General features: G+C 69.7%; 11 protein-coding genes. 4 read left to right on the top strand and 7 right to left on the bottom strand.

The genetic code is table 11. The features are described from left to right. The first annotated feature begins 49 nt into the window (after positions 1–49). Together ABD951_RS16370 and ABD951_RS16365 are read left to right on the top strand one after the other, a co-directional pair. Positions 50–1,042: a peptidase associated/transthyretin-like domain-containing protein gene (locus ABD951_RS16370; RefSeq protein WP_345346955.1), complete on the top strand. Its 993-nt coding sequence runs from the start codon at positions 50–52 to the stop codon at positions 1,040–1,042. A gap of 59 nt (positions 1,043–1,101) precedes the next feature. Further along, a complete protein-coding gene (locus ABD951_RS16365) occupies positions 1,102–3,069 on the top strand; it encodes a M13 family metallopeptidase (protein WP_345347385.1) in 1,968 nt (655 codons plus the stop codon). A gap of 187 nt (positions 3,070–3,256) precedes the next feature. On the opposite strand, the gene ABD951_RS16360 is transcribed toward ABD951_RS16365, so the two are convergent. After that, a complete protein-coding gene (locus ABD951_RS16360) occupies positions 3,257–4,615 on the bottom strand; it encodes a DUF2252 domain-containing protein (RefSeq protein ID WP_345346952.1) in 1,359 nt (452 codons plus the stop codon). 49 nt (positions 4,616–4,664) lie between these two features. Next, positions 4,665–6,434, bottom strand: a complete 1,770-nt coding sequence (locus ABD951_RS16355; protein ID WP_345346949.1) for an ABC transporter ATP-binding protein — start codon at positions 6,432–6,434, stop codon at positions 4,665–4,667. Positions 6,435–6,512: 78 nt separating this feature from the next. Between ABD951_RS16355 and ABD951_RS16350 the strand changes: the two genes are divergently transcribed. Beyond that, positions 6,513–7,088 (top strand): TetR/AcrR family transcriptional regulator, encoded by a 576-nt coding sequence (locus ABD951_RS16350; protein WP_345346946.1) that lies wholly within the window; start codon positions 6,513–6,515, stop codon positions 7,086–7,088. Positions 7,089–7,097: 9 nt separating this feature from the next. On the opposite strand, the gene ABD951_RS16345 is transcribed toward ABD951_RS16350, so the two are convergent. From ABD951_RS16345 to ABD951_RS16335, 3 genes are all read right to left on the bottom strand, one after another. Further along, positions 7,098–8,075 carry a L,D-transpeptidase gene (locus tag ABD951_RS16345; RefSeq protein WP_345346943.1) on the bottom strand — a complete coding sequence of 326 codons (978 nt, stop codon included), beginning with the start codon at positions 8,073–8,075 and terminating at the stop codon, positions 7,098–7,100. A 245-nt stretch (positions 8,076–8,320) separates the two neighbouring features. Beyond that, positions 8,321–9,532, bottom strand: coding sequence for a serine hydrolase domain-containing protein (locus ABD951_RS16340; protein ID WP_345346940.1), 1,212 nt, complete (start codon positions 9,530–9,532; stop codon positions 8,321–8,323). Next, positions 9,532–10,119, bottom strand: coding sequence for an HdeD family acid-resistance protein (locus tag ABD951_RS16335; RefSeq protein ID WP_345346937.1), 588 nt, complete (start codon positions 10,117–10,119; stop codon positions 9,532–9,534). Before ABD951_RS16335 ends, ABD951_RS16340 begins: the two co-directional genes overlap by 1 nt. Positions 10,120–10,429: 310 nt before the next feature. Here ABD951_RS16335 and ABD951_RS16330 point away from each other — a divergent pair, with 310 nt between their 5' ends. Next, positions 10,430–10,573 carry a hypothetical protein gene (locus tag ABD951_RS16330; protein WP_345346934.1) on the top strand — a complete coding sequence of 48 codons (144 nt, stop codon included), beginning with the start codon at positions 10,430–10,432 and terminating at the stop codon, positions 10,571–10,573. Between the two features lie 435 nt (positions 10,574–11,008). Here ABD951_RS16330 and ABD951_RS16325 read toward each other — a convergent pair whose 3' ends face one another. Then, positions 11,009–11,329: a hypothetical protein gene (locus tag ABD951_RS16325; RefSeq protein ID WP_345346931.1), complete on the bottom strand. Its 321-nt coding sequence runs from the start codon at positions 11,327–11,329 to the stop codon at positions 11,009–11,011. Next, complete coding sequence (locus ABD951_RS16320) at positions 11,326–11,829, bottom strand: hypothetical protein (protein ID WP_345346928.1); 504 nt, start codon at positions 11,827–11,829, stop codon at positions 11,326–11,328. Before ABD951_RS16320 ends, ABD951_RS16325 begins: the two co-directional genes overlap by 4 nt. Between the last annotated feature and the right edge of the window lie 656 nt (positions 11,830–12,485).

The raw sequence follows: 12,485 nt of genomic DNA, 5'->3' as shown, positions 1-12,485 counted from the left end.
CGCCGCGGGTCACGATCGAGTCGACAACGACATCGATCGGAGTGAAGCAGTGAACAAGGACATCGAGAGCAGTCGGGCGCGCGTCAGCCGGCGGCGGGCCCTCGCCCTCGGCGGCACCGTCGGCCTCAGCGGCCTGATCGCGGCCTGCGCGGGCAACGGTTCGTCCAGCACCTCGACGACCTCGGCGGCCGCGGCGACGGGCGCCGGTACCGCCGCGGCGACCGACGACGTGACGGCCCTGCTCGCACAGGCTCCGCAGTGCGTCACCAGCAAGGAGGAGACGCAGGGACCGTACTGGTTCGACGTCGACTCGATCCGCAACGACATCCGGGAGGACCGTCCCGGCACCACGTTCGAACTCGCTCTGCGCGTGCAGGATTCGGCGACCTGTACCCCGGAGGGTCGCGGCGGGATCGGGAACGCCGTCGTCGAGATCTGGCACTGCGACGCGGGCGGGGTGTACTCCGGCTTCGAGTCCGGCTCACTCGGAGCGAACGGCACCCCGCCCGCCGGCGAGGGCTTCGGCGGGCCGGGCGTTGCGGGCGGCGCCGCCGGCCGGCCGCCGGCAGGGGCGCCGCCGGCCGGTGGCCAACCCCCGCAGGGCGGCCCCGGCGGGCCCGGCGCTCAGGGCGGCCCCGGCGCACCCGGCGCGGAGGGGTCCGGGGAGACGTCGAACGGCTCGTACAGCGTCGGAGACACCGAGGCGACCACCACCGACGACGGCACCTACCTGCGCGGGGCGCAGACCACCGACGGCAACGGTGTCGCGACGTTCACGACGATCTTCCCCGGCTGGTACATGGGCCGGACCACGCACATCCACCTGAACGTGCACGTCGACAAGAAGACGGTGCTGACCACGCAGCTGTTCTTCGAGGAGGCCCTGCTCGACGAGATCTACGCGACCGGCCCGTACGACGAGCACACCGGCCGCGCGAAGAACGTCACCAACGCCACCGACACCATCTTCGACGCGTCGGGCATGGTCACCGTGGTCAGGACGGCCGACGGCTACCGCGGCGCCATCAACATCGGCGTGTAGCGACCGCGTGCCCGGGCGTGGCGCCCCGCACACCACGCCCGGGCCGCGGAACGGCCATGATGGAGGGCATGACGCGCTCCGGAATCGACCTCACCCACCTCGACACGGGCACCCGCGCCCAGGACGACCTGTTCGTCCACGTCAACGGCAAGTGGCTGGACACCTACGAGATCCCCGCCGACCGGGCTGTCGACGGCGCCTTCCGCACCCTCTACGACCAGGCCGAGATCGACGTGCGGGCGATCATCACCGAGGCCGCCGACGCGAACGGCGCCCCGGGCACCGATCCCCAGCGCATCGGCGACCTGTACCGGTCGTTCATGGACGCCGACGCGGCCGAGCGGGCCGGGCTGGACCCGATCGCCGACGAGCTGGCCGAGGTCGACGCCGTCGCGGACCGGTCGGAGCTCGCGGGACTGCTCGGCCGGTTGCAGCGCACCGGGGTCGGCGGCGCGATCGGCAACTACGTCGACACCGACGCGAAGAACTCCGCGCGCTACCTGGTGCACCTGACGCAGTCCGGCATCGGCCTGCCCGACGAGTCGTACTACCGCGAGGACTCGTACGCCGAGATCCGCGACGCCTACCTCGCGCACATCGAGGCGATGCTCACCCTCGCCGGTCGCCCCGACCCGGCCGGGGCCGCCCGCCGCATCCTCGAACTCGAGACGGCGATCGCCGCCGGGCACTGGGACGTGGTCAAGCGACGTGACGCCGAGCTGAGCTACAACCTCGTCACACTCGACGCCCTCGCCGCCGAGAATCCCGGGTTCGACTGGACCACGTGGATTTCCGCTCTCGGTGGCACGTCGGAGACGTTCGCCGAAATGGTGGTCCGCCAGCCCAGCTTCCTCACGTCGCTGACCGAGCTGTGGACCGCACGCCCCCTCGACGACTGGAAGACCTGGGCGGCGTGGAAGGTGATCCACTCCCGTGCACCGTATCTGACCGAGGCCCTGGTCGCCGAGGACTTCGCGTTCTACGGCAAGACCCTCTCCGGCACCGAGGAGAACCGGGAGCGGTGGAAGCGCGGCGTCTCCCTGGTGCAGGATCTGGTCGGCGAATCCGTCGGCAAACTGTACGTGGAGCGCCACTTCCCGCCGGCCGCGAAGGCCCGGATGCAGGAGCTGGTCGCGAACCTGCAGGAGGCGTACCGCCGCAACATCTCCGACCTCGAGTGGATGGGACCGGACACCCGGCAGGCCGCCCTGGCGAAGCTCGAGAAGTTCACCCCGAAGATCGGCTACCCGGACAAGTGGCGGGACTACAGCACCCTGTCCATCGACGCCGGCGACCTGGTCGGGAACTACCGGCGCGGGTACGCGCACGAGCACGACCGTGACCTCGCCAAGCTCGGTGGCCCGGTGGACCGCGACGAGTGGTTCATGACGCCGCAGACCGTCAACGCCTACTACAACCCGGGCATGAACGAGATCGTCTTCCCCGCAGCGATTCTCCAGCCGCCGTTCTTCGACGCGGAGGCGGACGACGCCGCCAACTACGGCGGTATCGGCGCGGTCATCGGCCACGAGATCGGACACGGGTTCGACGATCAGGGCGCCAAGTACGACGGCGACGGCAACATGATCGACTGGTGGACCGACGACGACCGCACCGAGTTCGGCAAGCGCACCACGGCGCTGATCGAGCAGTACAACGAGTTCGAGCCGAAGGCCCTCCCCGGCCACAAGGTCAACGGCGAGTTCACGATCGGCGAGAACATCGGCGACCTCGGCGGACTGTCGATCGCGTTGGAGGCGTACAAGATCGCGCTCGACGGCGAGGACGCCCCGGACCTGGACGGCCTGAGCGGCCTGCAGCGGGTGTTCTTCGGCTGGGCGCAGGTGTGGCGCACCAAGGCGCGCAACGAGGAGGCGATCCGGCGCCTCGCCGTCGACCCGCACTCGCCGCCGGAGTTCCGCTGCAACGGGGTGGTCCGCAACCTCGACGTGTTCCACGAGGCCTTCGCTGTCGAGCCGGGCGACGCTCTCTACCTGGAACCGGAACGGCGCGTGAAGATCTGGTGATTCCGTCACCGTGACAGCGGACCGGTCGGGGTCCCGCATCGAGCCGGGATCCCCACCGTCCCTGCCCACGTCCGGCCGGTTATCCCCGGCGCACCCGGGCACTCCCCCACCGACGACTTCGGTTCGGGTGGGCACCGAACACCGAATCGGGAGACCGGAGCCGCTCGCGCGGGACCGACGGCGCCGACTATCCGCGGGACGCCTTCACCCGTTCGAAGTCGGCGCGGTTCTGGGTCGCGTAACCGGCCGCCCACCGCTCGATCGCGTCGTCGAACACGGTCCCCGAACCGAGGTAGGCCGCGATCGCGGCGGGATCGCCGGTGCGGGCGTGCGCGCGTGCCAGCGCGGTGGCACACAGCCGGGCGTAGATCCGCAGGCCCGCCGGCCTCATCCGGGCGATGTCGAAACCGCCCTTCTTGTCCCGCAATTGGCGGACGTAGAAGTCGCGGCCGAGGGCACCGGCGCCGGTGAACCAGCCGAGGAACGGATCGCTGGCGCTCTGGATGAGCCGCTGCCCCTCCACCACCCGCTGGCCCTGATCGGAGTACGGCAGGCCGGTGACGTACGGTGCCAGCACCGACGCCTGCGCCTCCTTGATCTGCAGGAACAGCGGGTCGTTCGCGACGTCGCCGACGAACAGCGCCATGAAGGACATCGTCCCGACCGACCCGACACCGACGACCTTGCGGGCGATGTCCTGGAAGTGGTAGCGCCGCACCAACTGTCGGCGGTCACTGGCCAGCGAGTCGAGGTAGCCCCCCATCGCGGCACGCAGCAGGTCGACCACCTCGACCTGCCGCTCGTAGGGGAGGCGGACGATCAGCGGCGGATCCTCCTTGATCCGGAACCCGGCGTCGGTCGGGCGCGCGAACCGGGCGAGGGCTCCGAGCTGCGTGCGCTGCTCCGCCTTCGCGAACGACGCCTCGGCGTATTCGAGCTGCCGCTTGTTGAGCTCGTCACGCAGTTGGTCGACGATGGTGTCGGCTTCGATACGGGCGTACCAGATGTCGAGGGCCGTCATTCCCGCCGCTCGCCGCATCGTCTCCCGGTAGGTCTGGGCGACGAGCCGGGCCGCGGCCCGCGCGTCGGCCGCGCTGTGCCCGTTGTCCTCCGACGCGACCGCGACCGACACCGCCAGGCGTTTGACGTCCCACTCGAACGGCCCGAGGTGCACCTCGTCGAAGTCGTTGAGGTCGAACACGAGTCGACGGTCGGGGCCGGCGAACAGCCCGAAGTTGGCCAGGTGCGCATCCCCGCTGGCGACGACCATCAGGTCGGTCCGCGGACCGTTCGCGAGGTCCCACGCCATGATCCCGGCCGAGCCGCGGAGGAACGTGAACGGGGACACCAGCATCCGCTCGTACCGCAGGGGGACCAGTTCGGGCACCCGGTGTTCGTTCTGCTTGGCGAGAACGTCCGTGGGGTCGGGTCGCCCCGCCGCAGGTTCCCACTGCGCATGTGCACTGCGAGGCACACTCGTCCGCAGGCGCTTACCTGCCTTGCGACGGTCGTCCGCAGATATCGGCTGCTTGAAAGCGGTGCCCATCGTGCGAGAGTACCGCCACCGTGGACCGGCCGCAGGGAGCACGCGCGGGTCAGCCGGCGAGTGCCGCCTCGGGCGCGATCCGCAGGGCCGTGACCAGGTCCCGGTAGAGCTCGTCGGACGCCATCAGCTCGGCATGGGTGCCGCGGGCCCGGATGCAACCCTGCTCCATCACGAGGATCGTGTCGGCGTCGATCACGGTCGACAGCCGGTGCGCGATCGTCACCACCGCCCCGGTCTGCGCGAGCTCCGTGATCACGTCCTGGATCGCGGCCTCGGTGCGCCCGTCGATCTGTGCGGTGGCCTCGTCGAGCAGCAGCACCTCCGGGCGGCGGACGATGGCACGCGCCAGGGCGATTCGCTGGCGCTGCCCGCCCGAGACACTGGATGCGGTGAGGTCGGTGTCGAGCCCGTTCGGCATTGCGCGCACCGCGTCGTCGAGGTGAACCGCCCGCAACGCCGCCCAGATCTCGTCCTCGGTCGCCTCCGGATAGGTGAACTGGACGTTGGATCGCACCGTGCCGGGGACGATCGGCGTCTCCTGTTCGACGTACGCGAGGCGGGACCGGACCTGGTCGAACGGGAGCGTGCTGTACGGGACGCCGTCCAGCAGGATCTCGCCCTGCTCGGGGTGGAGGAAGCGCAGCAGCAGCGAGAACAGCGTCGTCTTCCCCGCCCCCGACGGTCCGACGATCGCGGTGTGCCCGCGCGACGGGATGACCGCGCTGACCGAACGGAGTGACGGGTCGGCGCCCGGAGCGTAGCGGGCCGTGACGTCGACCAGCTCGAGCACCGGGACACCGGCGGCGGCGCGGGGGCGCAGATCGACGACCTGCGCGTCGACGGCCTCCTCGACCTCCATGTCCTGCACCTCCCGGATCCGGGCCGCCGCGGCGATGCCGGACTGGATCATCGCGACGTTGGTGGCGAGCTGCGAGACCGGAGGGAGGAGCTGGAAGGCATACAGCAGGAACGCGATCAGGCTCGACACCGCCAGCACCCCGGTGCTCACGCGCCACGCCCCGAACGCGAGGATGCCGGCGACGGCGAGCTGCATTCCGCCGCTGACGACGGTCCAGACCACGGCGGTCGCACGCACCGCGCGCAGGCTGTGTTGCTGGGAGTCGCGCGCGTCGACGATGATCCGCTCGGCCTCGCGGGCCTCCGCGCGCGAGGCCTTGACCGTGCGGATCGCCCGCAGGGCGCCCTCGAGGCCGCCACCCATCCGGCCGACCGATTCCTGAGCCAGGCGCTGCGACTTGCCGATCAACGGCATCAGTCCCGACGCGGCGACGCCGACGACGACGAGCGCGGCCACCATCGTGCCGAGGAGCACCGGGTCGAGCACGGCCATCAACACCAGGGTGCCGACGATGGCGACCGTCCCGTTGACGAGTTCGACCAGCGACGAGGACGCCGCCTCCCGCAGCAGCACGGTGTCGGAGGTGACGCGGGTGACCAGTTCACCGGAGGGTCGCTTCGTCACGCTCGCGACGGTGGCGCGGAAGTACTTGCGCACCATGGACTCACGCGCGTCGAACACCACCTGGGCGGCGAGCGCGCCCATCAGGTTGTGCTGCACGAACCCGATGACGCCCGCGACCACGAGGATCCCGGCCAGGATGACGATCGGTGCGGTCATGCTCGTCCCCGACCCGAGCGCGTCGAGGATCACCTTGATCACCATCGGGATGGCCAGGCTGGCCGCGGTGAAGGTCAGACCGAGCACGATGCCGAGGAACAGCATCCGCCGATGCGGCCGGATGAACGACCACAGCAGCCGGACGTTCGGCCAGGACATCTTCCCCCGCGAGTCAGTCATGTCCACATTGGTACATGTGTGTCCCATTTTTGTCAAAGGAAGTTCTCTTTAGGATGTTCACGCTGCTAACGTGAACCCATGACGACCGAGGGAACCGCCGAATCGGGCACCAAGGCCCGCACCCGACGGGCGATTCTCGACGCGGCGGTCGACGTACTGAGCAAGAACCCGAGCGCGCCACTGAGCGAGATCGCCGCCGCGGCCGAGGTCGGACGCAGCACCCTCCACCGCTACTACCCCGAGCGCGGAGACCTGGTCACCGCACTCGGCGAGCACGCCCTCGACAAACTCGACGCGGCACTCGTGCGGGCCCGGCCGTCGGAGGGACCGGCCGACCTGGCGCTGCGCCGGATGAGCCACGAGTGCTTCGAGATCGGCCCCACCCTGGCACTGGTCTACGGCGACCCACAGGTCCTGTCGAAAGAGGCGTTCTGGGTGCGCCTGGACAAGACCGACAAGCCGCTGGTCGACCTGCTCGAGCGCGGCATGGCGGAAGGCACGTTCGCCTCCACCCTCAAGGTGCGCTGGTTGCGCCGCATGCTCTGGTGGTGCCTGCTCACCGGCTGGGAGGCCTTCAACTACGAGCAGTACTCCCGCACCGAGGCGATCGAGGCGATCGACGAGACCGTCGCCCGGCTCACCGGCACCCTCTGACGAGCCCGCTCAGCGGTTCCAGTCGCCGAGACCGTCGCGGCCGTCGAGCGTGCCGCCACCCGTGCCGACGACGATCACCGGGTCACCCTTGCGGGCGTTCTCGAAGAACCACCGGCCGTCCTCGGTGCTCACGTTCAGGCAGCCGTGGCTGGTGTCGGTGTTGCCCTGGGCCCACACGGACCACGGTGCGGCGTGCACGAAGATGCCGCTGTTGGAGATGCGGGTGGCGTACTCGACATACGTGCGGTAGCCCTCCGGCGCGTCCACCGGCACCCCGTACGTCGAGGAGTCCATGTACATGTCGCGATGCTTCTCGCCGACGATGTACGTGCCGTTCGGGGTCTCGTGACCGGGCTTGCCCATCGACGTCGGCATCGTCTTGACGACCTCGCCGTTGCGGGTCACCGTGATCTGCTTCGTCGCGTCGTCTGCGGTCGTGACCACCGCGTCGCCGACGTGGAACGCCGACCTCGACCCACCGGCCTCGACGACCACGTCGGTGTTCGCGGGCCAGAACTGCTCCGGCCGCCAGCGCACCTGACGGTCGCTGATCCAGTAGAAGTGGCCGCCGTCCACCTTCGGCGTCGTGGTGATCTTGATGGCCCGTTCGGCGACCGCGCGGTCCGCGATCGGCTCGGTGAACCCGATGATGATCGGCTGCGCGACACCGACGACCTCACCCTCGGACGGGTTCAGGCTCGGCGCGGTGAAGTTCGCCGGACCGACCTCCGGCTCGGCGGGTGCGGGGGCCGGCAGGCCCGGGATCTGCGGCACCGGGAGCGGCGGCAGGCCGGGGATCTGCGGCAGCTGCAGCACCGGCAACTGGGGAAGTTCGAGGGCCGGCAGTTCCGGCCCGCCCGGGAACAGCGGCACCGCCTGCACCGGCGTCACCAGCGCGATGCCGAGCGCCGTCGCCCCGGCCAGCGCCCCCGCGACCCGTCGTGTCCAGCGGCCCCTCACACGCTGTCCGTACGTGCGCCCACCCATCTTCCCCCCTCGCGTCGACAACTCGGTGTGGCCCACCCCCACCGCGGGCCACACCGATTAACACACAATTCGCCGGGTTTGCGCCAATCGCGATGTTCGTGGCGGTCACGCTCCCCGCGCAGGTCGGTCGCCCCTCCGACCGTGCCCCGCCCGCCCGACGACGGCGGTGGTCGCGGCGCCACCCGGTCCTACCCGGCGCGCACCACCAACCCGATGCCAGGCCCGGCGTGCCCGCGACGACTGCACTACGGGCGGGCAACCAACTCCTGTGCGACCGCGCCCAGCCGGGCCAACCGCAGATCGCCGAGCGCGGTGACCGCGTTGCCCATCCGGTTGGTGACGTAGCCGAGCGACAGCCCGGTCTCCGGATCGGCATACGCGCCCGAGCCGCCGACTCCGTAGTGCCCGAACGCGTACCTCGGCTGGGACCGCTTCGCCAGGAACACCGGGTGGTAGCCGAGCCGCCAGTGGATCGGCGCGCGCAGCACGTAATCTCGCTGCCGCGTCTGCGTGGTGCCCATCTGCGCGAGGGTTTCGGACCGCAGGAACCGGCGTCCGTCGACGACGCCGTCGTTGGCGATGGCGCCGTACATCTTGGCCAGCGCCCGCGCCGTGAACACCCCGTTCCAGCCGGGCATCACCGCGTCGTGCACGTCCGGGTCGCGGACCAGTTCGTCGAACCCGTCGGGCATCGCCGCCTCCGCGAGACCGCTGAGCGGCCCCACGCGGGACAGCACCGACGACGTGACCTCCCACGGCATGCCGCCGGGGTTGATGTGCGGGAAGAGCTTCGCGATCCGGTACCGCTGGTCCCGCGGGACCCGGTACCAGAACTCCTCGACCCCGAGCGGTCTCGCGATCTCGTCGCGCACCACGTCGACGAAGTCGCGGCCGGTGACCCGGGTGACCGTCTCGGCGACCAGCCAGCCGAACGTGACGGCGTGGTAGCCGGGCCCGTCGAGGCGGCGCGGGTCGGGGGTGCCGGCGGCGAGCGCGGCGACGACGGTGTCGTAGTCGAGCAGCGCACGACGTCCGGACACCAGTCCCCGCACCCGGTGCAGACCGGACCGGTGAGTGAGCATGTCCCGCACCGTGATCCGGCCCTTGCCCGCGGCGCCGAACTCGGGCCAGTACGTGGCGACCGGCTCGTCGTAGTCGAGCACTCCGCGTTCGGCGAGGCGGTGCAGCACCGTGCTGGCGACGCCCTTGCCGGTGGAGAACGACAGCGCCACCGTGTCCCGGTTCCAGCGCCGGTCGCGATCGGCCCAGCCGGCCCAGATGTCCAGGACCAGTTCCCCGTCCAGGTAGGCGGACAGGGCCCCGCCGCCGTGCTGCGGGCTCCGGTACAACGCGAAGAACGCGTCCGCGAGCGGCAGGAACCGCGGGTCGACGTACATCTGGGTGGGGGCCCGACCCGCCTCCTCGAGCGAATGGACCCGGGCCACCCGTTCGCTCATCAGGCGATACCGGCGCGTTTGGCCGCGGAGCGCACCTGGAACGCACCGACGATGAACAGCACACCGAAGAGGATCGCGAAGATGCCGACCAGCCACATCAGACCGGTGATCCCGGAGCCCGGCCAGATCACCAGGAACAGGCCGAACAGCAGCGCGAGCACGCCGGCGACCATGGATCCGATCCACTGTCCGCCGTTGGCCATCACCTGGAACGCACCGATGATCTCGAGGATGCCGACGAGGATCGCCCAGAAGCCCATCAGGTAGGCGAACGCCAGCGCGGTCAGGTCCGGCCAGACGAAGAGCACGACACCGGCAGCGACCGAGACCAGCGCACCCGCGAGCCACCACACCCAGCTCAGGACCACCTTGCGGGCCTGGATCGCACGGACCGCGGACACGATGCCGTCGACCATCCAGAAGATGCCCACGACGACGATCAGCACCTGGACGGTCGCGTGCGGCCAGGCGAGGGCGACGATGCCGAACGCGATCGCGACGACACCACGGAGGAGAAGCACCCACCACACGTCCTTCGCGATGCGCAGGATCGCCTCGTTGGTGCCGACGGTCGGATATTCGGTCATCGCAACCTCCCAGGACTCGGGGTGGACCGCAGTGCGCCCCACTCGTTCGCGAGCCTACTGTCGCGCGGCTCGGAAAGTGTGGCGAAACCGCCTACTTGCGGTCACGATCCCGACTGGGCTGCACCCGCTTCGGCTCGCCGGGCATCTTCGGGGTGCCGATCTGGTGAGCGCTGTCCATACCAGGGTGTTTCGAGGTCGGCGCTGAACGCTGTGGCGCTAGTTATCGGGCGAATCCTCTCCCGATAGAAGTCGGCCCCGGTCGGTGCTCACAACACCTTCCAGGGCCTAGGACCACAACGACGAGGCCGTTATGAACCGTCCCAGCAGCATAACTGCACCCACCGACCGATGCGCCCGCCGCGCGCCCATTGCCGCGGTGCTCGCGCTGTTCGCCTGCTACTGCACGGTCGGCTTCCTGCGGCCCGCCAGCACCCTCGGGCGGTACGTCGCATGAGCACCCACACCGTCACCTGCCAAGGTCCCCCGGTAGAACCTTCGGACGGTACCTCCTCAGCGGCCACCACCCGGTGACCGAGCTGGTGTTGATAGCCGGTCACCTCGGCCTTCGTGCGGCCGAATTCGCCGTGCCCTGATTCACGCACACGTCGTTATCCGGCCGCGCCCGACGCTAACCAGCAGGCCCCGAGTACCCAGTCCCCGCAGCTCGGAGCGGGGCACCCTCCGAACGGTTCTGCGCAGACGGTCCGAGGGTTCCGGTCAAGCTCGCTCGCCTTGCGGCAGCGGGCTATTGGTGCTGGACCGAGACGCGATATCGGGGCATGGATCGTGGGTTGCTTGGGGAGGGGATCAGACACAGGGCGAAGCTCCGCCCGCTCCCCGCCATTCCAAGCACGCCGACGGCGACTGGGACGCCTTGCAGCGGTGACGATCACCCGGTTCCCGTGCAGCGCACGACGACATCTGTGTAGGCGACGAGGTTGCCGAAGCTGACCCCCAGGAACGTTTCCGTCTCACCGTTGACGCCCGTGGGCATCCAGTCGGAGAGCTGGAAGTACTGACTCCTCGCATGCCTGAGCACTCGTCGCTCGGCATCGTCCAGCTCGGCGTGCCGAGTGTTCGGGTGGCGCTTCTCGGTCGAGAGAGGGCCGGAGGACCACTGGCGCGTGATCTCCCATCCGTGCGCCCTCCGGAAGGCGCCGCGCAGCGTGTCGATCCGGTCGCTGAGCGAGGTGGACTGGCCGACTTTCACCCACCCGGAACTGAACTCGAGGACGTACAGGCGACCCTCGGGCCCTCGGTACGGCCACGGCTCGTCCCGGATCCTGATCTCGCCGAACTGCACATCTTCGATCCTGACCACCATCTCGTGTCCTCCGATCTCAGCGACGGCTGCAGCAGCTGGTGCACGCGCTGGAGCGACACATGAAGTAGGGCCCCGCTGTCCCGCAGCGGCACGCCCTGTTCCTGCAGCGACGGCGCCTGGTCGCGCTGCGCCTGCGCGGCCCGGTTGCGCGCGCGTTCAGCCTCGACCTGCAGGCGCTCGAACTCGCGCACCGGCGCGGCCAGCTCCTCCGGCCATTCGATCGCGACCTCGATACGCTCAAGCCGCTCCCCGAGCATGACCTGCACCAGATCCTGCGCCATCGTCTGGACCACTCCGGTGTGGTGGGCATGCGTGTACCGGTCGACCTCCGGCACGTAGGTCAGCCAGCACTCGTCGTCGCGCACGACCCTCGCCGTGACCTTCATACGGACCATCGTGCGCCCGGACACCGACATGAGGAGCAGTCACCCGCCCCAGCACACTTTCGGCGATCACCGGAGGCCGCCCGCCCAAATCTGGTGTGCGGCGTCAGCCACGACGGCCGACAGCTCGAGCACGGGCAACAAGAAAGCCCCTCACCTGGCGCAAACAGGTGAGGGGCTTGCGGCTGAGGCGGAGGGATTTGAACTCTGCCGAGCCCTGCTGGTCAGAGCCGGAAACCGGCCGTTACCTGCGGAGACAGTTCACTCGGGATAGCGCGAGATCACCGCACTTTGCGGGCAAGTGTGGGCAAAATGTGGGCACGCCTCGGTAATCCACCCAGCGGTTATGGGCACGCCCCACCAGTGACTGGACATGTGGCCGGGTCGTAGTCCGACGTCAGTCTGCTCCTGATGAATGGGCCAGTCGGCCCAAAGTTCGGGTCCAGCCACCGCGCAACCACAAGGACCGACACCGCGGAAGCGCCAGCCGCCTTAACGCAGAGCGCGGCGGACTGCGCGCGCGACCCCGTCGTCCATACGTCGTCGATCAGCAAGACATGCTTGCCTGCGACGTCACTGCCTGGGGCAAGAGCGAACTGTGACGCGCTTACGACTCGTTGCGGGGTCGCCTCGTCGGACTTCACCAACGCAGGAAGCTC

This window comes from Rhodococcus olei, from assembly GCF_039540555.1.
Taxonomy (GTDB): domain Bacteria; phylum Actinomycetota; class Actinomycetes; order Mycobacteriales; family Mycobacteriaceae; genus Rhodococcus_G; species Rhodococcus_G olei.
This window is presented reverse-complemented; position numbering and strand designations above follow the sequence as displayed.

What these genes read in the sequence shown, in the direction of transcription:
- ABD951_RS16340 (WP_345346940.1), bottom strand. Translation starts at nt 9,532, where the DNA reads ATGAGCGAACGGGTGGCCCGGGTCCATTCGCTCGAGGAGGCGGGTCGG.
- ABD951_RS16350 (WP_345346946.1), top strand. Translation starts at nt 6,513, where the DNA reads ATGACGACCGAGGGAACCGCCGAATCGGGCACCAAGGCCCGCACCCGA.
- ABD951_RS16320 (WP_345346928.1), bottom strand. Translation starts at nt 11,829, where the DNA reads ATGAAGGTCACGGCGAGGGTCGTGCGCGACGACGAGTGCTGGCTGACC.
- ABD951_RS16345 (WP_345346943.1), bottom strand. Translation starts at nt 8,075, where the DNA reads ATGGGTGGGCGCACGTACGGACAGCGTGTGAGGGGCCGCTGGACACGA.
- ABD951_RS16355 (WP_345346949.1), bottom strand. Translation starts at nt 6,434, where the DNA reads ATGACTGACTCGCGGGGGAAGATGTCCTGGCCGAACGTCCGGCTGCTG.
- ABD951_RS16335 (WP_345346937.1), bottom strand. Translation starts at nt 10,119, where the DNA reads ATGACCGAATATCCGACCGTCGGCACCAACGAGGCGATCCTGCGCATC.
- ABD951_RS16365 (WP_345347385.1), top strand. Translation starts at nt 1,102, where the DNA reads ATGGAGGGCATGACGCGCTCCGGAATCGACCTCACCCACCTCGACACG.
- ABD951_RS16330 (WP_345346934.1), top strand. Translation starts at nt 10,430, where the DNA reads ATGAACCGTCCCAGCAGCATAACTGCACCCACCGACCGATGCGCCCGC.
- ABD951_RS16360 (WP_345346952.1), bottom strand. Translation starts at nt 4,615, where the DNA reads ATGGGCACCGCTTTCAAGCAGCCGATATCTGCGGACGACCGTCGCAAG.